At 66.8% G+C, this 22,840-nt stretch carries 17 protein-coding genes; 6 read left to right on the plus strand and 11 right to left on the minus strand.

The annotated features are described in order from the left end of the window. Window positions 1-14: 14 nt before the first annotated feature. Window positions 15-1,493, minus strand: coding sequence for a deoxyribodipyrimidine photo-lyase (locus tag Q0A27_RS03045; RefSeq protein WP_291473600.1), 1,479 nt, complete (start codon window positions 1,491-1,493; stop codon window positions 15-17). 162 nt (window positions 1,494-1,655) lie between these two features. Here Q0A27_RS03045 and Q0A27_RS03050 point away from each other — a divergent pair, with 162 nt between their 5' ends. Continuing rightward, the gene (locus Q0A27_RS03050) at window positions 1,656-2,147 is read left to right on the plus strand and encodes a MarR family transcriptional regulator (protein ID WP_291473601.1); all 492 of its coding nucleotides are present in this window, start codon (window positions 1,656-1,658) and stop codon (window positions 2,145-2,147) included. A 62-nt stretch (window positions 2,148-2,209) separates the two neighbouring features. On the opposite strand, the gene Q0A27_RS03055 is transcribed toward Q0A27_RS03050, so the two are convergent. Genes Q0A27_RS03055 through aztB form a run of 5 tightly spaced genes read right to left on the minus strand, consistent with a single transcriptional unit; the run spans window position 2,210 to window position 11,587 of the window. Beyond that, window positions 2,210-7,111: a DEAD/DEAH box helicase gene (locus Q0A27_RS03055; protein ID WP_291473602.1), complete on the minus strand. Its 4,902-nt coding sequence runs from the start codon at window positions 7,109-7,111 to the stop codon at window positions 2,210-2,212. Between the two features lie 58 nt (window positions 7,112-7,169). Continuing rightward, window positions 7,170-8,468, minus strand: a complete 1,299-nt coding sequence (aztD, locus tag Q0A27_RS03060; protein ID WP_291473603.1) for a zinc metallochaperone AztD — start codon at window positions 8,466-8,468, stop codon at window positions 7,170-7,172. 43 nt (window positions 8,469-8,511) lie between these two features. Continuing rightward, a complete protein-coding gene (aztC, locus tag Q0A27_RS03065) occupies window positions 8,512-9,471 on the minus strand; it encodes a zinc ABC transporter substrate-binding protein AztC (protein WP_291473604.1) in 960 nt (319 codons plus the stop codon). Further along, a complete protein-coding gene (locus Q0A27_RS03070) occupies window positions 9,471-10,727 on the minus strand; it encodes a hypothetical protein (RefSeq protein WP_291473605.1) in 1,257 nt (418 codons plus the stop codon). Before Q0A27_RS03070 ends, aztC begins: the two co-directional genes overlap by 1 nt. Beyond that, window positions 10,724-11,587: a zinc ABC transporter permease AztB gene (aztB, locus tag Q0A27_RS03075; RefSeq protein WP_291473606.1), complete on the minus strand. Its 864-nt coding sequence runs from the start codon at window positions 11,585-11,587 to the stop codon at window positions 10,724-10,726. Before aztB ends, Q0A27_RS03070 begins: the two co-directional genes overlap by 4 nt. 29 nt (window positions 11,588-11,616) lie before the next feature. On the opposite strand from aztB, the gene Q0A27_RS03080 reads away from it, so the two are divergent. From Q0A27_RS03080 to Q0A27_RS03095, 4 genes are all read left to right on the plus strand, one after another. Further along, complete coding sequence (locus Q0A27_RS03080; RefSeq protein WP_291473607.1) at window positions 11,617-12,315, plus strand: metal ABC transporter ATP-binding protein; 699 nt, start codon at window positions 11,617-11,619, stop codon at window positions 12,313-12,315. Window positions 12,316-12,590: 275 nt separating this feature from the next. After that, a complete protein-coding gene (locus Q0A27_RS03085) occupies window positions 12,591-13,361 on the plus strand; it encodes a 3'(2'),5'-bisphosphate nucleotidase CysQ (protein WP_291473608.1) in 771 nt (256 codons plus the stop codon). 272 nt (window positions 13,362-13,633) lie between these two features. Continuing rightward, on the plus strand, window positions 13,634-14,278 hold the full coding sequence (locus Q0A27_RS03090) for a TetR/AcrR family transcriptional regulator (protein WP_291473609.1): 645 nt from the start codon (window positions 13,634-13,636) through the stop codon (window positions 14,276-14,278). Further along, window positions 14,275-14,889: a DUF2020 domain-containing protein gene (locus Q0A27_RS03095; RefSeq protein ID WP_291473610.1), complete on the plus strand. Its 615-nt coding sequence runs from the start codon at window positions 14,275-14,277 to the stop codon at window positions 14,887-14,889. The genes Q0A27_RS03090 and Q0A27_RS03095 overlap by 4 nt, the downstream gene beginning before the upstream one ends. A gap of 113 nt (window positions 14,890-15,002) precedes the next feature. Here the strand turns inward: Q0A27_RS03095 and Q0A27_RS03100 are convergent, their stop codons facing one another. The 4 genes from Q0A27_RS03100 to Q0A27_RS03115 form a co-directional block, all read right to left on the minus strand. Beyond that, the gene (locus tag Q0A27_RS03100; RefSeq protein ID WP_291473611.1) at window positions 15,003-15,404 is read right to left on the minus strand and encodes a hypothetical protein; all 402 of its coding nucleotides are present in this window, start codon (window positions 15,402-15,404) and stop codon (window positions 15,003-15,005) included. Window positions 15,405-15,554: 150 nt separating this feature from the next. Further along, the gene (locus tag Q0A27_RS03105) at window positions 15,555-17,978 is read right to left on the minus strand and encodes a collagen-binding domain-containing protein (RefSeq protein WP_291473612.1); all 2,424 of its coding nucleotides are present in this window, start codon (window positions 17,976-17,978) and stop codon (window positions 15,555-15,557) included. A gap of 569 nt (window positions 17,979-18,547) precedes the next feature. Further along, complete coding sequence (locus Q0A27_RS03110) at window positions 18,548-18,700, minus strand: hypothetical protein (protein ID WP_291473613.1); 153 nt, start codon at window positions 18,698-18,700, stop codon at window positions 18,548-18,550. Between the two features lies 1 nt (window position 18,701). Continuing rightward, entirely contained in the window at window positions 18,702-19,496 is a 795-nt protein-coding gene (locus Q0A27_RS03115) for a class E sortase (RefSeq protein WP_291473614.1), read from the minus strand. A 192-nt stretch (window positions 19,497-19,688) separates the two neighbouring features. Between Q0A27_RS03115 and Q0A27_RS03120 the strand changes: the two genes are divergently transcribed. Continuing rightward, window positions 19,689-21,017, plus strand: a complete 1,329-nt coding sequence (locus Q0A27_RS03120) for a TetR/AcrR family transcriptional regulator (protein WP_291473615.1) — start codon at window positions 19,689-19,691, stop codon at window positions 21,015-21,017. 150 nt (window positions 21,018-21,167) lie between these two features. Here the strand turns inward: Q0A27_RS03120 and Q0A27_RS03125 are convergent, their stop codons facing one another. Then, window positions 21,168-22,796 (minus strand): MFS transporter, encoded by a 1,629-nt coding sequence (locus Q0A27_RS03125; protein ID WP_291473616.1) that lies wholly within the window; start codon window positions 22,794-22,796, stop codon window positions 21,168-21,170. Between the last annotated feature and the right edge of the window lie 44 nt (window positions 22,797-22,840).

The following is a 22,840-nucleotide window of genomic DNA, read 5'->3' on the forward strand; positions in this document are numbered from 1 at the left end:
TTGACGGGTCCAGTTCACTCAGCGGTGACCTGTTCGTAGGCGTCCAGTGCGCGTCGCCTCGACTCTCCGAGGTCGACCAGCGGCGGCGGATACAGCTCCGTACGGCCCTCCGTCCGAGCTGCGAGGTCCGGGATCCAGCGGTTGACGTACCTGAGATCCGGGTCGAACTTCCTGCGTTGGGTCTCCGGGTTGAAGATCCTGAAGTACGGGGAGGCGTCATCGCCGCATCCGGCGATCCACTGCCAGTTGAACGGGTTGGACGCAGGGTCTGCGTCGACGAGGGTGTCCCAGAACCACTGCTCACCGTGCCGCCAGTCGATGAGCAGATTCTTCGTGAGGAAGCTGCCCACCACCATCCGCACCCGGTTGTGCATCCAGCCTGTGGCCCAGAGTTCCCGCATCCCTGCGTCCACCAGTGGAATACCGGTAGTCCCGGACCGCCACGCCGACAGTTCCTCCGCCAGAGCCGTTCGGCCACCGAGGCGCATCGCGTCGCCGGGCAAGGAGTCGTCCCACCGCCACGGGAACTGCGTGAACTGTCCACGGACACACCGGGACGCGAGATCGGGCCGATGGTAGAGGCGCTGCCACGCGAAGTCCCGCCACAACAGCTCGCTGTGCAGTGACGTGCCGTCTGCGACAGGCAGGTCACCGGCGGCCACGGCACGGGCCACCGCGAACCACACCCGGTGCGGGCTGACCTCACCGAAACGCAGGTGCGGGGAGAGCCTGGTGGTCGCGTCGGAATCCGGGATGTCACGCCCGTCGGCGTAACCGGGGCTACCGGTCGCCGTCGTCCTCCGGTCACCTGTCACGAACGCAGCGAGGGTCGCCTGCCCCGCTTCCTCACCCGGTGTCCAGTGGGCCGCCAAAGTCGCGGTCCACGACGCAGCGGCCGACGACCGGACCGAGGGGAACGGGACCTCGGGAAGATCCCCCTCGGGACCGTGCAGTGCATCGGGCGCCTGCGCCGTGGCTTCCACGAACCGCTCCACCGCGTCCTGGGCGACCGGCGCCGCGGCACGGGAGTACGGGGTGAAGACCCGGTAGGGTCGGCCCTCCCCGGTGGTGATCTGCCAGGGTTCCGTGAGCAGGTGGCCGGGGAAGCTGTGGACTTCGTTGCCACCGCCCTGCAGAATGTCCTTGACGCGACGGTCGACGGCCCGAAGCGGTTCCTCGTACCGCCGGTTCCACACGACCGCGTCCACGTCGAGGATGCCGGGAAGGGTCGTCATGATCTCCACCGGGTCCCCCGCCAGGTGGAGCAGCCGGACACCGTGGTCGAGCAGACGCGCGGAGAGCTGTGAGAGACTCCGGTCGCGCCACCAGGATGCCGCGGCACCGCGCGGGCGGGCTCCGGTGGCAGCGGCATCCTCGTCGATGACGACCGCAATGACCTGACCCCGTTGCGCAGCCCACTGAAGTGCAGCGTTGTCGGCGAGGCGGAGATCGTCGCGGAACCAGACGAGCGTGGTGGCAGGCCCGGCGTTCATAGGGTGTCTCCTTCCGGTCAACATCGTCTCTCGATAGCGCTAACCAAGTTAGCATAATGGCGAAGCGCATACCTCAATACGCTCCCCACCTCCCCCGTGGGCTTATCCTGGGCCTTGTATATTGGGAAACCTGTGACACATCTGGCGCGGAAGGACCCGTGAATGCCCCGGGAATACTGGTACGACGAAGAGGCACCGCCGGTCGCACTGCTTGCCGCAGTACGCCGGTTCCGCACCGCGGACCAGGAGATGCGGCGTCGGCTGGGCGCGGACATGCGGATGAACGGCACCGACCTGGAGGCCCTGCGCCGTGTGATCGCCGCCGAGAGGTCCGGTCACCCCCTGACCGCGAGGGAGCTCGCTGATCAGCTCAGGATCAGCACCGCTGCCACAGCGAAGCTCATCACCCGGCTCACCGGGTCCGGCCATATGGCCCGCAACAGCCATCCCGAGGACCGCAGGGCCGTCCTCCTGGGCGCGACTGAGCGCTCCCACCGGGAACTTGCCGCGTGGGCCGGCCCGATGCACGAAGCCATGTTCGAGGTGGCGCGCGGCGTCCCCGCCGAGGCGCGCGAGGCGGTCATCGGGTTCCTCGATGCGATGACCGCACTGTTCAACGAGGACACGCACCGGAAGCACCCGTCCCGGGACTGAGACGGACGCCTTCTCCACTCGAGGATCCGACCGTCAGAGTGCGGAGTGGGTCAGCGCGGGAGTCAGCGCACGACCAGCCCCTTCGGGGTGAACCGGGCACCCGCCTCGGTCCACGCCCGGGTCGCCGTACCCAGCGCCATGACCTCGGTGCCGTTGATCTTCTCCACGGTCACCGGGGACAGGCGTCCGGCCGAGATGAGAGCCGTCAACCCCGTCACCACGGCCTGCACATCCGCCGGATCAGCGGCGACGGCAGCACTGCCGGCACCTCCACCACCGGCACCATCACCCTCACCAGGTGTCGGTCGGGAGAACAGCAGCACACTGCGTCCTCCCCGGGTGAGATGGGCGAGCAGGCGGCCGTCCTGTACCACGACCAACGCTCCGGCGCCACGGGTCGGTCGCCCGGCACCACCGGGAGAGTCACCACCTGCCCCGTAGACCTCCGGCCACGGCACCGCCGCGCCGAAGGGGTTCGCCGGGTCCGAGGCGGCCAGCACAACCGGAACGCCCGGGTCAGTGACCGCGTCCTCCTCGATCTCGCGGAGCCGGTCGATGACCTCCCGTGATGCGAACTGCGCACCACCGAGACCGTCGACGACATACCCGCGCAGTACCGTGCCGTTGTCCTCCCAGGCGGTGAGCATCCGGTACGCCGCAGCAAAGCCTCCCTCGGTGTGCTCCGCCATCACGGAGCCCCTGGTCACCACCGCGTACCGGTCGAGCCAGGCTTCGCCACGGGCGATCGCGCGGTCGGCCGCTGCACCACCGGGCGCGGGCACCAGGGACCAACGTCCCGGTACCCCGGCATGGGCGTTCATCGCCGCCCGGCGCGAACGGACCTCCTCCGACCTCACGGTCTGGGCGAAGGTGGTGCGACCCATGCGCAGCCGCGCGGTGGAACCCCGACCGCGTCCGCGCCGCGGCGCCTTGTGCGCGCCCTTCGATACTGCCCCACCCCGGTGACCAGCCACGTCAGTGATCCCGGTACCGGCCAGCCGGGCCCGGACCGCAGCGAAGGAATCGGGCATGAGGACGCCCGCGTCGAAGAGCTCACGGATCGCGGCGTCCACCGCATCATGCGACGGACTGCCGGGAGAGTCCTCGGCCTCCCCGAGCGCACGCCCGATCTCCGCGGCGAGGAAGGCCCCTCCCCCTGCGACCCGGTCACGGATCAGCTGCGCGACCGGCCCGAGCGGCACATCGGATCCCTCGGTCGCAGCGACCAGCAGCGGCGCCAGGTCCGCGGGCAGCAGCATGACCAGCGGATCCGTCGGCGACGCCGCCCCGGCACCGACGACCACGACCTCACCTGAGGTCATGAGATCGTCGAGGTCCGCAGGCGCATACCCGGGAATCCTCGCAGGCAGCACCACGGTCTCCCAGGCACTCGCCGGCAGCGCGACACCCGCCAACTGCTCGATGACGCTAGCCAGGTCCTCGCGTTCCCCCTCGCCCAACCCGTGCCAGGACTGCAGGAAGGACGCATAGGTCTGCCGGCTCACCGGTTCGAGTGCACCACGGGCCTTCGCCAGGGTCGCGGCGCGCAGCCTGCGCAGGACGCCGGTGTCGACGTACCGTTCCCCGTCTGTCCCGCTGACGGACACGGTATCCAGCCGTCGGCCACTCACCCAGCGCTTCGCCAGAGCGTCCGCGGTCGCCTCACCGAGTCCGAACTCGGTGGCGACCTCGGCTGCGGTGAATGGCCCGTGCGTTCTCGCCCACCGCAGCAGGAGCTGGTCGACGGCATCGGGGACCGTCTCCAGCGGTGCCCCCACTCCCGGGGGCACCGGGATACCGAGCCCGTCGCGGAGCAGCGGGGCGTCCTCGACGACGGCCCAGCGCAGCACGCCACCGACCTTCACCCCGCAGATCCGGCGCGGGATCATCGCCCGGACCTCGTCGCACACCGCGTCCACCCCGCCAGGCACCGCAGGATCGACCCGCCGGGCGACCTCGTCGACGGCCAGGGGCCCGAGGGCACGCAGCATGTCCACGACCTGCTCGGCCGAGCGGGCCTGCCGCCCGGACGCGAGCCACTGCAGCCCCGCGACAATCTCGGCGACCACTGCCTCATCAAGTTCCAGGCCCTCGCCACGGGCACCCAGTACCGCGGCGAGCAACGCCGGGTCGACTGACAGGGCGGCAGCGCGTTCGGCGGAGTCCCCCTCGTAGAGGAAGGCACCGGTGTAGCTGAACAGCAGGGATTCGGCGAACGCGGACGGCGTGTCCGTGGTGATCTCGGCGACGCGCACCCGCCGCGACCCGACCGCGCCGACGATCTTCTCGAGTGCCGGCAGGTCGTAGACATCGCGCAGGCACTCGCGCATCGTCTCGACCATCACCGGGAACTCCGGGTGCGGCCGGGCCACATCCAGCAGCTGGGAGGCCCGCTGGCGCTGCTGCCACAACGGCTGACGTTTGCCGGGGTTGCGCCGCGGCAGCAGCAGGGCACGGGCGGCACACTCACGGAACCGCCCGGCGAACAGGGCCGAGGAGCCCACCGCGTCCGTTACCTCTGCGACCACAGGAGAGGCATCGTCAGCACCGCCGGTCAACAGCTCCATCCCGGGCGGCTCCTCGGTGTACGGCAGGCGCAGCACGATACCGTCGTCCCCTGCCACCGCCATGGCGTCGATGCCGGACCGTCGCGCGAGTGCGGCACCGATCGCCAGCGCCCACGGCGCATTCACCGACCGGCCCCAGGGAGTGTGGATGACGACGCGCCAGTCCCCGACCTCGTCATGGAAACGTTCGATGAGCAGTGTCTTCTCATCCGGTATGACCTGTGTCGCCTCCCGCTGCCCGGAGTAGAACATGTCGAGGTTGGCCCGGGTGTTCTCGTCGAGGAAGGACGCCGCCCGCAGGTCACCGTCGCCACCGGTCCCCCACGACCGACGCGATGCCCCGATCACCGGCGCGAGTTCCGCCGGCCGGCCTTCGGCGTCCCCCACCCAGAACGGCAGGCGTCCGGTGTGCCCGGCCGCCGGGGTGACGATGACCTGGTCACGGGTGATCTCACTGATCCGCCAGGAAGACGCGCCGAGCGTGAACACGTCCCCGACCCGGGACTCGTAGACCATCTCCTCGTCGAGTTCACCGACGCGGCGTCCTCCGGCGTTCTCCCCGTCGGCGGGCAGGTACACGCCGAACAGTCCCCGGTCCGGGATCGTCCCGCCACTGGTCACGGCGACACGCCTGGTCCCGGGGCGGGCGACAAGCGTGCCCGCGGTGGCGTCGTAGACCACGCGGGGACGCAGCTCCGCGAAGTCGGTCGAGGGGTACCGGCCACTGACCAGCTCGATGACACCGTCGAAGGCCTCCCGCGGCAGGGCAGCGTAAGGGTGGGCGCGGCGCACGGTGCGGAACCACTCCTCCACGTCCACCGGGTCGCCACCGGTCGACTCGGCCTGTGCCGCCCGGGCGACGGTCTGCTGGGCGAGCACGTCGAGGGCGTTGGTGACCACATGCAGCGGCTCCAGGTCACCGGCGAGCATGCGGTCGACGATGACGGTCGCGGCCTCGGCGTCCTGACGGTGCAGGGGGTAGACGGTGGCCCGGGAGACCGCGCCGACGGAGTGCCCGGCGCGTCCTGCCCGCTGCACCGCCGAAGACACGCTCGGTGGCGCCCCGACCTGCACGACATGGTCGACCAGACCCATGTCGATGCCGAGTTCCAGGGAGGAGGTCGCCACCACGCACCGCAGCGACCCCTCCTTGAGCGCCTGCTCGATGTCCGCGCGCTCGTCCTTGGACACCGACCCGTGGTGGGCCCGGGCGATGACCTGCGGAGCAGCGGCGACCGACCCGGACTGTGCCATGAGCTGGGCGGGGTCACGGCGGGTGGGCGCGGCCAGGGACTCCGGATCATGCTCCTCGGCCCAGAGTTCGTTGAGTGCGCCGGTAAGTCGTTCGGCGGTGCGTCGGGCATTGACGAAGACGAGGGTGGAGCGGTTGGCCATGACCTGCTCGTAGATCGCCCGCTGCACGTGCGGCCACACGGACTTCTGCTGTGGCAGGGCAGATTCACGGTCCACGCCGGACGCGACGCGGCGTCCTGATCCGGCGTCGGTGATCCCACCGACTCCCTCCCCGATGAGGCCGGGGCCGACGAGGGCGTCGTCAACGGGGATGTCGGGGTCAGACGTGCCCGCTGCGTCCGCGGCGTCCTCGGGAACCAGCGGCTCAACCTCCGGTGGTTCGCGGAAGTCCGGCACCACCGAGCGGACCTTCACGTCCCACAGCTTGTGTGCCGGCGGGTTGACCACCGTCACCGGCCGGTCACCGCCGAGGAAGGACGCCACGGTGTCCACCGGATTCACCGTCGCCGACAGGCCGATACGCTGCACGGATCCCCCGTGGTCTGCGACCAACGCATCCAGACGTTCCAGACTCAACGCCAGGTGCGCGCCCCGTTTCGTACCGGCGACAGCGTGGACCTCGTCGACGATGACGGTGTCCACGTCCACGAGCGTGCCGGCAGCCTTCGAGGTGAGCATGAGATACAGCGACTCGGGCGTGGTGATGAGCACGTCCGGTGGGGTACGCAGCAGTTTCGCCCGCTCGGACTGCGGGGTGTCTCCGCTGCGCACCCCGACGGTGACCGGGGAGATGTCGGTGCCGGTGGCCGCGGCGGTACGGGCGATCCCGGCCAGCGGGACGCGCAGGTTGCGCTCCACATCCACACCGAGGGCCTTGAGCGGGGAGATGTAGAGGACGCGGGTCCCCTCGCGTGCAGTCTCCCCCGCCCCGTCCTGCATGAGCCCGGCGGAGGTCAGCCGCGCCAGTGCCCAGAGGAAAGCGGCGAGCGTCTTACCGGAACCGGTCGGGGCGACGACGAGGGCGTGCTCACCACGACTCACCGCGTCCCACGCCTGCGACTGCACGACCGTCGGCTCCACGAAGACCTCGCGGAACCAGGACGCCACGGGCGCGAAGAAGCGGTCGAGGGGGTCAGCAGTCATGCCCACCAGTCAACCACGCGGACCGGACAGCTTCGTGCGCCTTAACGGCCGGGGACCGCTACCCGGTGACGCCGGTGAGCTCGTTCGGAGCCTCGGGCAGCTCCGCCGAGGCCAGGACCTCACCGTTGGACAGGTCCACGACGTGCAGTTCCTTCGTGTCAGGCTCACTGACGTAGGCGCGGTCGCCCAGGACGAACAGCGTCGGGCGGGCGTCCTGCCACTCGATCGGCTCCTCCCACTCGTCGATGACGTCCCAGGCCGCGGTCTCCTCGCCGGACTCCGGGTCGAGGACGTGCAGCTTACCGTCGGTGCCGAGCACCAGAGCCTCACCGGCCGGGCCGCGTCCCAGGGAACGGAAGCTGTAGGAGGTACCCAGGTCGACGACCTTCGTGCTGCCCGCCGCCGTGTCAGTCAGGGTGATCTTCGTGGGACGCTCGAGTTCGGCGTCCTCATCGGTCTTGTAGTCGCCGAGGACAACGGTGGACTCCTCTGACCCCGCCTGGTTTCCGGTGCGGGCGTACTTCTCGGTCGCCTGGATCTTGGTGAACTCGCCGTTCTTGTAGACCAGCAGTCCGTCCTCGCAGCCGAAGGCCGCGGCCTCACCCTGCGCTGCGGCTTCCCCGTGGACGCCGGGGCACCCGGTGCTCCTGGCGGTCTCCTGACCGTCCGCGTCGACGGCAACGACGGTGTCGCGGTACTCCTCGGTCCCCTCGGTGTGCACCAGGGTGCCGTCGGACATCTCGATGGCGACACCGTGATGCGGCTCGGTCTCGGTGACGGTCGGTTCGGGGGCGTCACCCTCACCGGTCGTCTCGAGGAAGGCCGCGCTGTCGAAGACCTGGATCTTGCCGTCACCGTCGCTGAACAGGATGGTCTTCCCGTCGTGGCGGACGACGTGACCGGGCTTGTCCACGCTGTAGACGACATCGGTGAACTCTGGGTCGGTGGCGTAACTGTGGGAGTGGTCGCCGTGGGGCTCGGTCCACACACCGGCGTCGAAGAGCTGGAACCCCTTGGAGGTGGAGACCAGGGCGTGGCGTCCGTCGCCGACCGGGTTGAGTCGGTTGAACCCCTCGATCTTCTCGTCGGCGATGACGTCCAGGGTGTTGGCATCCAGCGTCAGGATGCCACCGTCGTAGGTGGTGAGGATGCGGGGCTGCGCGGCCTCGACGACCTCGGGCTCGGCGGCGTGGTCGTGTTCTCCGGTGGCGGAGGCTGCGGCGGAGGTGCCGGCGGCGGTGCTGTCGCCGCTGTCACTGTCGCTGTCACCGCAGCTGGCGAGGAGAAGGGCGGTGGCGGCGAGCGCCGCAGGCACGGCCGCGACAGAGCGACGACGGGTACGGGTGGAACGGTTCATGGGGGTATCTCCTTGAAAAAGTCAGTGGATGAAGTGGGGATGTCTACCGCGGCATGAGCGCGTCGGCGATGCGCTCGGCGTTGGTGCGTTGCATGTCGATGTAGTTCCCGGCCTCACCGTCGGGCTCGGTGAGGGACTCCGAGAACAGCGCCACGACCTCGACATCCACGCCGGCCTCCTGAGCCAGGACCTCGGCGAGGCGTTGCGGCTGGGAGGAGTCGGCGAAGATCGCCGGGACGTGGTTGTCCCGGATGGTCGTGGACAGGTCCCGCAGGTCGGCGGCGGACGGGGAGGCCAGGGTGGTGCCGCCGGGGATGACCGCGCCGATGACCCGGTAGTTGAACCGGTCGGCGAGGTAGCCGAAGACGTGGTGGTTGGTCACGAGTTTCCGGTTGTCCTCCGGCACCGACCCGAGCAGTTCGGCGACCTCGGCGTCGAGCTGTTCCAGCTCACTGCGGTAGGACGCCGCAGCCTCCCGCACCCGGTCCGCCTCATCACCGTCGAGTTCGTCGGTGAGCTTCTCCTCGATGATCCCGGTGGCCTCCACCATCCGCGCCGGATCAGTCCAGAAATGCGGGTCCTTCGCTGCCTCGGCGCTGTCGGCACCGTTGTCGGCACTGTTGTCGGCACCGGCGGTGTAGTCGAGCGGGTCGACCAGCTCGCCGACCTCGAGGACCTCGACGCCCTCACCGCGGGCACTGTCGAGGATGGAGCCGAGCCCCTCCTCCAGACCGAGTCCGTTGGCGACGACCAGGTCGGCGTTCTCCACCTCCCCGGCCTCCCTGGCGGAGATGCCGAAAGAGTGGGGGTCGGCGTTCGGTTTCATGAGCACCCGGACCTCGGCGGTGTCGCCGACCAGCCGGGTGACCACGTCACCGAGGATGTTGGTGGTGACGACGATGTCCGGTTTCCCGTCATCGCCGGTGCAGGCGACCGCGCCGGAGGCACCGAGCACCAGGGCCAGGACGGCGCCGGGTACGCGGAGGCTGAATGGTCGGCGCATCATTTACCTCCCGTGACGGCCAGGGCACCGGGCGCTCCGCCGAGATCGAACTCGCGGGTCTCACGCAGTCCGTCGGCCACGTCGAGTTCGGTGACGGTGCCGGACGCCGGGTCCGAGACGTAGCCGCGTTCGGTACCGAGCACCACAGAGGCACCCTCGGCCCCGCTCCGGCCGACCTCGACGAGTGAGGAGTCGGCGAGGATCCTCCCGGACTGCGGGTCGACCGTGTATCCGGTGCCGTCCTCGTCGAGGGCGAGCACCGAGCCGTCGTCCGGGGATACGGCGGCGGACGTCACGGGCGCATCAGTGGGGGCGACGGTCCAGGTTCCGGTCTCCGGGTCGAGCAGTCCCAGTCCACCGCCCTCGAAGGGCACGCCGACCAGGTCGCGACCGGCGGCCAGGGACCAGGCACGGCCGTCGGCGTCCTCCGGATAAGGAACCAGGGTCGAAGTGAGAGTATCCGGGTCGTCCTTCTCCGTGACCGTGAGGACACCGTCGGCGCAGGCGAACAGGACGGCGTCGCGGACAGTGGCCGCGCCGTGGATGTCGGTGCAGGCGGCGTCTCCGGCCAGGTCGGACTTCTCCCCCGCCTCATCGAAGACCGCCAGGGTGTCCGGGAGTTCAGCGCTGTCCTTCTCCGGGGCGATGGTGCTGACCACCTGATCCGCGAATGGCACGGCGACACCGTGGTGCGCTCCGGCGCTGAACTCGGTGACCGGCGCAAGAACGTCATCGTCCATGTCGGCGCGCGGGTAGACCTTCACGTCGCCGGTGGCGTCATCGAAGAAGGCGACGCGGGTGTCCGCGGACATGACGTGGCCGGGCTCTTCGGCGGGCACCTCGCCCACCGTGCCGGGCTCCGAGCGGTAGTAGTGGAAGTGGTCGCCGTGGTCGACGGTCCAGACGCCGGAGTCGGTCACCGTGGTGGTGTCCTCCCCTGTGGTGAACAGGTAGCGGTTGTCGGATCCGTGCAGTTCTGCGGCGTCCTCGGTCTGGACCGTGTCACCGGTGAGCAGGTCCACCAGGGTGAGTGTGCCGGAGTCCGCATCCGAGACGGCGAGCCGCAGCTGCGGTTCGGTGGCTTCCTCAGCGCCCTCGACATAGCCGTGCGGGGATGCCTCAGCAGTGTCCTGGCCTGCGTCCTGCCCGGTGCCGTCGTCCCCGGATCCACAGGCGGTGAGGCCGGTAGCGAGTCCGAGAACAAGTGTGGCGGTTGTGACGGCAACGAGCCGCGTGGTGGTGTCCGGTCGTCTCATATCTCCTCTTCATGAAAATGATTGTCATGTGCGTTAGCGGAATGAACTCTACACACCACCTCCCGGACCGCCAACACCACGAGGAAGGTCAAACCTCCGAGCAGCGTGATCGTCGCCCCCGCCGCCGTCTCCGCGTACCAGCTGACCAGCAGCCCGACATACACCTGGGTCACCCCCAGCACTGCGCCGAGCACCATCACCCGCCCGATCCCCCGGACCAGCAGCACCGCCGTCGCCGGCGGGCCGATGAGCAGACCGAAGACCAGCAGCGTCCCGACGACCTGGAAGGACGCGACCGTCGCCAACGCCACGAGGATGAGCATTGCGACATGGGCGAATCCGGGGCGCAGTCCGAGGGTCTGCGACTTGCGTGGATCGAAGGTCAACGCCGTGAACGGCCGGTGCATCACCACGCAGACGACGAGTCCGACCAGCGCCGCAATGCCGATAGTCAGCACATCAGTGGATCCGACCCCCAGCACGTCACCGAAGAGGAACGCCGTGAGATCGACCGCGAACGACCCGGAGTGCGACACGATCACCACACCCAGCGACAGCATGACGATGAACTGGAGACCGATACTGACGTCCCTCGACAGTCGCGTCGCACGACTCACGACCACCACCCCGAAAGACATGACCACCGCGCTGACAGCGGCGCCGAGCATGAGATTCGCCCCGAGCAGGGACGCCACCGCAACCCCCGGCAGCATGCCGTGACTCATGGCGTCACCGAAGAAGGCCAGGCCGCGCAGCACCACCCAGGTGCCGACGCAGGCGCAGAGCACCGCGGTGAAACTGCCGGCCAGCAGGGCCCGGAACACGAAGGAGACCTCGAAAGGGTCGGTCAGGATTTCCATGTAGTAATGATTATCATTACCATCAAGATATGCGCGAGACTGTCTCCCTCCACGACGTCTGTCACAGTTACGGCCGGAACCCCGGTTCCGGCCACGGGCACAGCCTCTCGCTCGACCACGTCACCGTGGCCTTCCCGGTCGGATCCGTCACCGCACTGACCGGACCCAACGGCTGCGGAAAGTCAACATTGCTCGGCCTGCTCGCCGGCACACTGCCCCCCTCACACGGTCGGATCACCGGCCGACCGGACAACATCTGCATCGTCCCCCAGCACAGCCAGATCCCCGAGCTCTTCCCGGTCACCGTCCATGACACCGTCGCCATGGGACGGTGGCACTGGGCTGGTGGACGCAGCAGGCACAGCATCCTGCAGTATCTGCCGTATGTGCGCCGTCTCAACCGCTCCGACCACACCGCAGTACACCTGGCGATGGAGCGTACCGGGATCACGGACCTCGCCGACCGCACCCTCGCCGACCTCTCCGGCGGTCAGCGTCAGCGCACGCTCATCGCCCAGGGGCTGGCACAGGAAGCACCCCTGCTCCTGCTCGATGAACCTCTGTCGGCAGTGGATGCCGCCACCGCGGACCTCATCAGCCGGGCCATCGCCGAGGAGAAGGACGCCGGGGTCACCGTCATCATCGCGACCCACGACCGCGACCAGGCGACGGCCGCTGACCGGGTCGTGACACTCGACAGAGGAATGGTTGTCGCGATCCACCCGTAAAGTGCGGCAGCAGATGCTGGCACATACATCCGGTTCGTTCCGAGGTCGGCACATGTGTCGGCAACCGGCTCCAGCAGCACTCCCGGGGAGGGCACGCACGAGAGCACCGGGCACGCCGGATGCCGGGCTTCGCCGACCTCAGCCGCCGTCGTTCCGTTGTCGTCAATACCTGCGTAGGTGGAGCCGGGGTCACCGACAGCACAAGGGGCGGAAAAATATGCGCCCCACCACACCACGACCCGGCTGTCGTTCCGCACCACCGCTACACTGTCCCCATGACGTCTACGATTGACGACGAGACCCTCGCCCGCCGCCTCGCCCAGGGAACCGGCGAGATCCTCAAGGGTGTCCGCAATGTCGGACTGCTGCGTGACGGTGAACTCGGGGATGCCGGGGACTCCATCGCCCAGGAGTGGATCGCCCGTGCACTGGCCATTCACCGTCCGGAAGACTCGGTCCTCTCCGAGGAAGCCGCTGACGACCTGATCCGTCTCAAGAAGGAGCGGGTGTGGATCATCGACCCGCTCGACGGCACCCGCGAGTACGCGGGCGTCCGCCAGGACTGGGCGGTGCATATCGCCCTCGCGGTCAACGGTGCCGTCACCACTGCGGCGGTGGGGATGCCCGATCTGGGCCAGGTGTTCACCACCGGGGAGTCCCGGGCGGTGACGGGACATCCCACGAACCGTCTGGTGATCTCACGGAACTCCACTCCCCAGGTCGCGGTGCATGTCGCGGAGCAGACCGGCATGGAACTGGTGACGATGGGATCCTGCGGCGCGAAGGCGATCAGCGTACTGCTGGGCGACAATGACGCCTATCTTCACGCCGGTGGCCAGTACGAGTGGGACAATGCCGCGCCGGTGGGGGTGTGCGCGGCCGCCGGCCTGCACTGCAGTCGACTGGACGGGTCCCCGCTGGTCTACAACAACGAGAACACCTACCTGCCGGACGTGCTGATCTGCCGTCCCGAGCTGGCCGACGGGATCCTGGCGCAGGCCGCAGCCTTCTTCGGCGAGCACGGCAGCTACCAGCCGGAGGACTGATGGCCGGGCGCCGGGCGAAGCTCACGGCCGAGGACGCGGTCGGTACACCGACCCGGCTCCGCAGCCATAGTGCGAACCTGAAGGTTCATCTCATTCACCGCAGAACGGTATAAGAGTACAACATGTTTTAGTTTCACTCCGTGGCGGCTTTGTCCAGCCGGAGGCCCCGACACCCTTTATGAAGGGCATTCAATACCCCCGGTGAAAGGCTGTAAGTTTCTCCACGGCACCAAAAAGCGCGCAGAATCCCCTGGCAGCCTAGCGTTTGACCCATGACGTTCACCGCACACGCCACCCCCACACCTCGCATCACCCCCACCCACACCGCCGCCACTGCCGCCCACCGCCGCCAGGCAGGTCGCCGCCCCCGGTTCTCTGCCGATGACGTCGTGAGGACCGCCATGGAGCTCGGTCTGCGCTCATTCAGCGTCGCCGCCGTCGCCCGGGAACTGGGCGTCACCACAGCCGCGGTCTACCGTCGCTTCCCCTCCCACCGGGCCCTGCTCGAGGAATGCCTCAACCGCATCCTCTCGGAAGTTGCTCCGCTGACCGAGGCGGTCAGCTGGCAGGACTCGCTGCGCCGGGCCGCCGACGAATGGTGGGCACTGTGTCTGAGATACCCGGAGCTTCCACAGGTGGTCTCCGGCTACGAGAACCAGGTGACGAGGTTCGTCGCCGTCCCGTTCCGGACCTACGGTCGGCGACTCATCGAGTTCGGTTTCTCGCTTCAGCAGACCCACTTCGTGGCATCCCTGCTGATCAGCACCCTCGACCAGATCTTCCGTATGCCTGACGATGAAACACGATGCCCATCCAGGAACTTCCTGCGGACACGGGCGGTAGAGATCATCGTCTCCGGCATTGACAAAGACACCGACGGGTGGGAGATCGACGGCGACAGGTCGGCCGCTCAATGAAGCATCCGTTCTCCGCTGCGGTCTCGTCCGCAGCCGCAACAGCCTGCGCGGTACTGACGGCCCTGGTCTTGTCCGCCTGTACAGACTCCGACGATTCCCCTGCGGTCACCTCAGACGCCGGGATCACTTCCGAACAGAACTGGCCGGCGGTCAACGGGTCAGAACTACCTGCGGACACCTCCCCCGATCTTGCGGGACCACGGGACGCGACCTGCCCGTACCTGGACGGTGGCGTGGTCGAAGAGCTCACCGGTGAGCGGTGGACGGGAACGAGCCTGGACACCCGGTTCGAAACACCCACCTGTGTGTACTGGTCCTATGAGGAGGTCCCGCAGGCAGTGGTGCAGGTCCGGTGGATGACCACGCATCAGGACGCCGTGGCCGTGGTGAACTGGGCGGCACCGGTGGACACCACCACGAAGGCCCTGCAGCCGGAAGGCTGGTCGGGAGGACGCGGCGGCACCTCCGACAGTGAGTACGGCGTCCCCGGCGGCGGGGCTGTCTATTCGGTCTTCAAGGACAACAAAGCTGTCACCGTCACGACGGCCCAGGATCAGTCGGTGAAGGCCCAGAAGATCGCCGAACAGACGATCACGAATCTGGGACTGTGACGGCCACGCGGTGAAGATCACGCGCCAAAAGTCACGCGGACAGCGAGAGGCCCCGCGGGCAGACTCTCTGTGAATCTGCCCGCGGGGCCTCTTCTGCGTCCGGAAGCCTCAGACTACTTCCTCGACGGGGTGTCGATGCCGAAGATCTCGAGGACCTCGGGGATCTTGGTCGACAGGGTGACGATCACGCCGAGGATACCGGCAACCGCTGCACCGAAGGCCGCGACGTTCTTCAGGGACGACAGGGCCTTGTCGAAGGAGAAGTTCCCGTTGTCGTCGCGGGAGCCGAAGACGTCACCGAAGTCCGTCGAACCGGTGATCTCCTTATCGTCTTCGTCACCGGGGAGGGCGGGACCGTCTCCGGCCTCACCGTCGCCCTCGTCGGTACCGGGCTCCCGGATGTCAACGCCGACCGACTGGTCGGTGCTCTCGTTGGCGGTCGCTACAGCGGTTCCCGAGAAGGTGACAGCGGTAGCGGTCGCCGCTGCGAGCAGTGCCTTACGCATGTTCTTCAAAGTGATGGACCTTTCAGGTGATGTGGTGTGGCAGGTAGATCAAGACTCAAACGGATGGAGATGGAGATGAGGCCCCGGCGTAAGCCGGAGCCTCTCCCCCCCCTGGTCCGGCTCACAGAAGAGTCAGCCCGGGGGTCGTCCGGGGAGAGACTAGGCTTCACCCTCGCGACGGTTGCGCAGCAGTAGCCACGCGCCACCTGCGATCAGTGCCGCGGCCAGGCCAGTGAGACCGATGACGGAGGCGCCGGTGTTCGCCAGTCCACCACCGGTGGAATTGTTCTGGCCGTTGGCGCCTGCGGCGGTGTTCTGCTCAGAGTCGCCGTTGGAACCGTTGTTACCGGTCGAACCGCCCTGGGAGGGGCTCTCGGAGGGGTAGGTGACCTGAGAGCCTTCCGGAGTGGTCGGGTCGATCGGGGTCACCGGAACGATCGGAACGATCGGGATGATGGGGATGATCGGAATGATGATCAGGCAGTTCTTGTCGTCCTTGTCAGTGACGTTCTCCAGGGAGACTTCAGTGACTTCGCCCTCCTTGAGGACGACCGTGCCCTGACGGGACGTACCGGACTCATCGGTGACACCCTCGCCGGACCAGATGATGTCGGCCCACTTGACGCCGTTGGCGGAGGAGGAAGCGTTCGACTCGGTCAGGGTGATCTCGGTGTTGGCCGGAAGGTCGGAGACATCGACCGGTTCACCGGGGGTCACGGTGACCTTCTTGAACTGCTCGACACCGTCCTCGTCTTCCCAGGACATGAGGACCTCGAAGGTCGCGTCCTTGTCGGCGTTGACAGCATCGGCGTTGTCACCGGTAACGGTCTTCTCGATCACAATCCCGGATTCAGGATCCTCGGGCTCGGTCGGCTCAGTCGGCTCCGTCGGCTCCGTCGGCTCCGTCGGCTCCGTCGGCTCCGTCGGCTCCGTCGGCTCGGTCGGCTCCGTCGGCTCCGTCGGCTCCGTCGGCTCCGTCGGCTCCGTCGGCTCCGTCGGCTCGGTCGGCTCGGTCGGCTCGGTCGGCTCGGTCGGCTCCGTCGGCTCGGTCGGCTCAGTCGGCTCATCCTCGATCACAAAGGTCTGGGCCTTGTCGTTCAACTCGGTGTGGCTGGCCACTGTCTCGCCGTCAAGAGCGAGAAGCTCAGTGACGACCAGGGACTGACCGGCGTACTGCTCAGCCTGCTCTGCGCTGATCTCGTAGGTGAGCTTCACAGAACCGTTGACTGTGGTCTCGCCATCTTCAGCCTTGGGAGTGGTGAAAGTGACGGCAGTCTTGATACCGGTGGACTCACCCTCGGCCGTTTGCAGTTCACCGGACATGGTGTACTCGGTCTCCGGCTTGAGACCTGCGAAGGTCACCGTGTCGGTGATGACACCACCGTCATAGGAGACGGTCTTTTCTGCATCCTCGACACTGCCCTCGGTGACCTCGGCCGAGGTAGCGATGGTGGGCACCATCTCCTCACCCGAGGTGCCGCAGGGCAGTTGGGCGGAGAAGTCATGGTGATGCACTTCTCCGCCACCTGCGGTTGTGACAGATTCACCGGCGAACCACTGGCCGTTCGTGGTCACGCCCGTGTCGTACTTCAGCGAAGCATTCGGCGCCCACACCGCCCCGAGTGCGTGTTGAATCATGACCACACCCGTGACATCGGACAGATCAAACATGATATAGCGGGCCAGCCTCTGGTCAGCACTGGCATGCTCGGACCAGCCTTCGAACTTAAGCTGGTCCAGTGTCGTTGTCCCGGCAGGAACGTGGACGATAAGGGGGGCTTCAGCAGTGGGCTTGTAGCCATTCGCCTGCCCCATCTTGATGTCCTTGCCCGCCAACTCTGTGTATTCGACGACATTTGGTTTGTCGGTCGCGAAGTCGGACGGCATAGCCAAGTTGCCTTGGTCTTCGACCTTGACTCTGTTCGCGTAACTGGCATCCGGCTTGTAGAGCGATTTCAGGCACTTGTCAGCCTGCTCGACCTTGGCCTCCATGCCTTCGAAGTAAGACGCCACACTGTCCTTGGTGGTCTTGTAGGGCGCCAGATCACCGCTTCCGTAGGGAGCAGTCGCCAGATCGATGTTTCCCTTCTCACCGTCCCCTGCATCTTCACGGTGGATTCGCATGGCACTGCTCCGTTCCACCGCTGTCAGCCCGTCAACGCTAACAAGTTTGGCTACAGCGGTCGCCTCGGGCGAGTTTTCCTCCAACGAACGGCTGTCGTCCCTGTTCGTGATTTGAAAATTGCCTTCCCCGGAGAAACTGCCTGCCAGGATGCGAACAGGCGTGTCGTCCACCGTGGGAACGGTGTAGTCCGACATCCCTGCCGCCTGGTGGATCACCGGGAAGTTTTGGTTTGTCGACGACAGCGATCCGAAAGCTGCGACAGATCCCTCGAGTTCGCCGTTACCGAGGGTGACGTCACCGCGCCCCACGATCGTGAATCCGTTGTTCACCTCGAAGGGATTGAACGTGGTCACGTCGTCAGCGGCACCCGCCGTCCCCACGGACACGGTCATGCCGACGACGAGGGCGGAGACACCGATCGTCGATATCGCACGCCTCCATCCGAGAATTGCACTCATCCTTGATGATTGATTCACTTCGATTCTCCTCAATGCAGGTGGAAATACCAGGTAAAAGTAAGCTCCGCCATCATCTGCCAGGCTTCAATTCTGATTAACAACACCATTAGTCCGGCCACTTTTACCGATCGCGACAATATATCCAATTCTTCAGTCCGCCAAGTAATACCCCCTGCTTTTCATTTGTACTACCCCCACACATGCTCGCTTGAAATCTCCCGGGTTTTTCACTGGGCGGTAGACATCGCCTGTTCTTGGACCAGGCGGCACCGAACTGCACCTTGCACTACGGACGATGTGCGACATCACCGTCCAGCGTTCACACCAGAGACGCGGGCAGGATGATTCGTTGGGACGAAGACAGGAAATCCAGGACAGCGCGTTGCACTCGCGTGTGCAGACCAGGTCAAGGTAAGAAGACGGTACCCGGGCGAATGCCGCAGCCAGTAGTTCGACGTGCCGGACGTTACTGTCAAGGTGCGCCGGTCACCGCGTCGTTCGGTGGACTCCGTCCACGTCGGTCAGGCATCACCGTGACTGGCGTGACTGCTCCCAGTTCCCCACAACTCTCACACCGCCACGTCCCCGTAGGGCATCAGCGTCTCCACCCACGGAAAGACCACGTCCATCAGCAGGAAGAACACCCCTGCCAGCACAGCCGCGACGATCACCAGGCGAACAGTCACCGGCCCCGGCAGGTGCCGCCAGATCCACGCGTACATCTCACACCCCCTCCACCAGTTCAGCCGGCAACTGCCCGTCCACCCGCGGTTCCGCACGCTGCAGCACGGCGTGAACGATCATCCGCTCCCGGTTGGAGAACTGCGGATTACAGGTCGTCAATGTCAGCAACGGCAGATCCCCGTCGAGCACATCCATGACCCCCGAGCCCGGCACCGGGTCCAGCACGCCGACGTCACCGGGCAGGGTGATATGCCGACCGGACAAGCCGGCGTACCGCCCCGTCGCCACCTCCGCAGCCGTCTGTTCGTCGAGACACTGCGCGGCTGCCGTCTGACGTGTCACCGGATCCGCGCCCGGCGCGTCCTCCACCGGCAGCAACCGATAGACGAACCAGGACGAGGCGGTTTCCACGACCACCGCATCACAGGTGGTCAGATGCCCCAGGTCATTGAACGGCGCCCCGCGCCCCACCCGGTGGCCGGCCACCGCGAAGTTCCCCGGCTGCCCCGGCAGCTGCGTGGACGAGTAATGCCCCGGTCCCGTGTTCAGCGCCGCGTCCGACGTGCCCTCCACCACGGCGTAACTGAAGTCCGGTCCGAAGGAGGGGATGAACATCCGGGCAAAGGCGGTACCTTCAGCATTTCGGCTCAGAGGACGTGGATTCTCATCTGCCCATAAGCGGTCCAGGTCCCCGGACACCTGGGACTGGAGTTTCCCGGACTCGATATTCGTCCACCACGCCTGGTAGACCACAAACAGTCCGACGACCACTCCGACTGTCAGCAGAATTTCGCCGACGACAGACAACCGAGTCGTCCTGCCGCGTGTTCCCATGAAAAGTGATCATCGCACACGCGTGAATAAACGTCATTGTTCCACCCTCATATTTCACCCCGTTACTAATCGCTACTCGTATGCCGGAATTACAGTCGTCTGCGCCCACCCGTCCCCGGGTGATCCCTCACCGCTCTTTACCCGTCCGGAACGTCCGGACTTCCCGACCCTGAAGGTGGTGCAGACACCCTCGTGGCACAAACTCCCCGCGGTAGCCGTCTCCCGCGTTTCACCGAAGACGATGCTGTACGCGCCGCTCTGGATCTCGGTATCTCGGAGTTCACCATGTCCCGCGTCGCCCGCGCTCTCGGCGTGACGACCCCCGCCCTCTACCGGCTTTTCCCGACACGTGATGATCTCACCGCAGCCTGCCTCGCAACGATCGGCCGCGATCAGCCGGAATCACCGGGCAACCTTCCCTGGCGCCAGTCTCTCTCCGTGTTCGCAGACCAGCTGTGGTCCACCCTGCTGCACTACCCCGGGCTGAGCGAGGTGGTGTCGACCTTCCCCCGGTCCCTCGGCAACGCACTGCAACCCACCCGCCGGATGGTCTGGAATCTGACCAGGCAGGGTTTCACCTACCCACAGACCCTCTTCGCCACCCAGTACCTCACGGACCTGGCGACCACTGCCACCGCCCAACTCCACCGTCAGATCACCCGCGTCGGCACAGGCCCGGACGCCGACGCACTCACCGTGAACTTGCACCGCCTGTACCGCACCCACGTCCATGTCCTCCTCGACGGACTCGCCGCCAGTGCCCCCCCACTTCCCGGCGATGAAGGGGCCTCTCGCTGTCCCGGTCCACGAAGGGCCCACCCACCGATGATCTCCTCACAGACCGGTGCCCCGGATCCGGGGTCCCCACGCCGCGCCACAGGAAGGCCCCCGAAGTTCACCGCCGAGGATGCCGTCCGGGCCGCCCTCCGGGTCGGCATCGCAGACTTCACGATGGGTGAGGTCGCGCGGACCCTCGGCGTCACCACCCCGGCGCTCTACCGGCTCTTCCCTGGACGGGCCGACCTCGTCGACGCCTGCTTCCGGCACATTCTCGCGGAGATGCCGCTCACTCCCCCGGCATCCGAGAAGGCAGCGTGGCGCGAGATTCTCAGCGAGACCGCGGAACACACCTGGCAGCTGCTCACCCGGTACCCCGGGCTCGACCTGGTCCTCCACTCATACCCGGGTCTTCTGCGGGAAGTGTGGCCCGGCAACGAGTACCTCCACCAACGGCTGCGGCCGTTGGGCTACTCCCTGCCCCAGGCCACCTTCGTCGCAGTCCACATCGGAAGCCTCACCACCGCCGCCACGGCCCGCCTTCGGCGTCGGACGGCGGAACTGACCCGGCCGTCTGGTACTGTCGCCCCGCCCCGTACGTTCAGTGCCGAGGGAGTGGAGATCACCGACCTCGACGAGCTGTACGAGGCTTCGTACCGTCACTGGCGGCAGTGCATCGACTTCTTCCTCGACCAGTTGGGCACCCTGGACGGCAACTGGCCGGAGCACTCCGTCCAGGCCTGACCCTCCCAACCCGCGAAAACCCCACCCTGAGCACCTCTAACCCGGCGGGAGTGGCCACACCTGCGCGGAGCAGGTCTTCCCCTCCGCCAGGTCGTCGGCCAGACCGGACGGCGGGGGCAGGAGGATTAAGATGGTGGACGCGGGGGCGGGTCACTCACCGCCGTGACTGACGCCCGCCGGGATCTCGTGCGGCCGGTAGTTCGGCAGGCGGGACGCCGGGATGGCCGCCACCGCACTGATGCCGGCGAGCAGCAGCAGACCGAGACGCATGGAGTCGAGGCGGGCGTCTTCGTTGACCTCGACAGCGGCATCGATCTGCACGTCGGAGGCACCCGTGGCGGCGAAGGCCTCACGCAGGTCGTCGTTGCTTATGAACGTCGACTCGTCGAACTCCGCCTGGGCGATCAGCTCCTCCGGCAGTTCAGGGTGGTCGTCCATCGCGTTGATGATGCCGCTGCTGAGCAGGGTGACGACCACCGCGCCCATCAGTGCCGTGCCGACCGCGGAAGCGAGGTTCTGGGTCGTCCCCCGCACCGACCCCACATCACCGGCGAGTTCCTTCGGCGATGCCGTGACCAGGACGTTGAACACGAGCGTGACCAGGGCACCCTGACCGATACCGAAGACGATCAGACCGAGGATCGTCGGAAAGGTCTCCCAGTTGTTCGTGACGACGAACGCCAGCCACACCAGGGCAACGGTGGTCAGCACGAAAGAGAACAGGGCGATGGTCCGGGGTGCGAACTTCCTGTAGAGGAACACCACGGCGGAGGCGGTGAGGAAAACAGTGAGGTTGAACGGGAGCATCGCCATCGAGGTCGAGAACGCGGTGCGTCCCTGTACGACCTGGATGTAGGTCGGGATGGTGAAGTTCACCGCCGCCTCCATTGCCACGATGATGAACATCGCGTAGACAGCGGCCCGTTCTTTCGGACTGCGCAGGACGGAGAGGTCGACGAGCTGGACCTTGCCGGCGTCCCCACGTCGTGCGGTCCACCAGAAGAAGAGAGACCCGAGGATGATACCGCCCACAATGAACAGCAGGGCCGGGGACAACTCGCCGATGGCGAACGGTGCGTCCTCCTCTGCCCGGAGGATGCCCCAGCCATTGAGGTTGTTGAAGCCCAGGGTCAGCAGCACCACCGCAGCTCCGATGATGACGGACGCCGTGACATCAATCTTCACGGTCGTGTCGCCCGGGACCTTCTCGAGGGTCCAGGTAAGGAAGAACACCGCGACCGCCAGCCCGAGGGTGATGATGAACACGGGACGCCAGCCGACGAGGGTGCCGATCGTCCCGCCGACGAGGAAGGCCGCCATACCGGAGAACGCCCGGGCCGACCCGAGTGAACCAACCGCGGTCGCCTGCTGGTCACCATGGTAGTTCTGGGCGATCAGGGCGACCAGTGCCGGCACGATGAGGGCAGCGGAAGCGCCCGCGAGGAACTGTCCACCGATCGCCCAGCCCACCGACGGCGAGAAGATCATCATCAGGGAGGAGACCGCGAATACCGCAACCACCGTACGGAACACTCCGAGCCATCCCAACCGCTGCCCCACCTTGGCACCGGTCATCACCAGGGCGGCGACAGCGAGGCCGTATATCACGATCGTGGTGGAGGCCGTGGTCGGGGAGACGTTGAAGTCCTCGACCATGCCGCCGAGGGAGATCGGTAGTGCGGCGACATTGAAGGACATGAGGACCTGGGCGAGGAACAGGCCCACCATCGGTAGCCAGGACCGCCGTTCCTCCTGCTGCTTCCCGGTTGTCGTACTCATCGGTTGTTTCTCCTCTGTGTCAGTTTGTGGGTCGATACACCTGC

Source organism: Corynebacterium sp., assembly GCF_022712275.1.
Lineage (GTDB): Bacteria > Actinomycetota > Actinomycetes > Mycobacteriales > Mycobacteriaceae > Corynebacterium.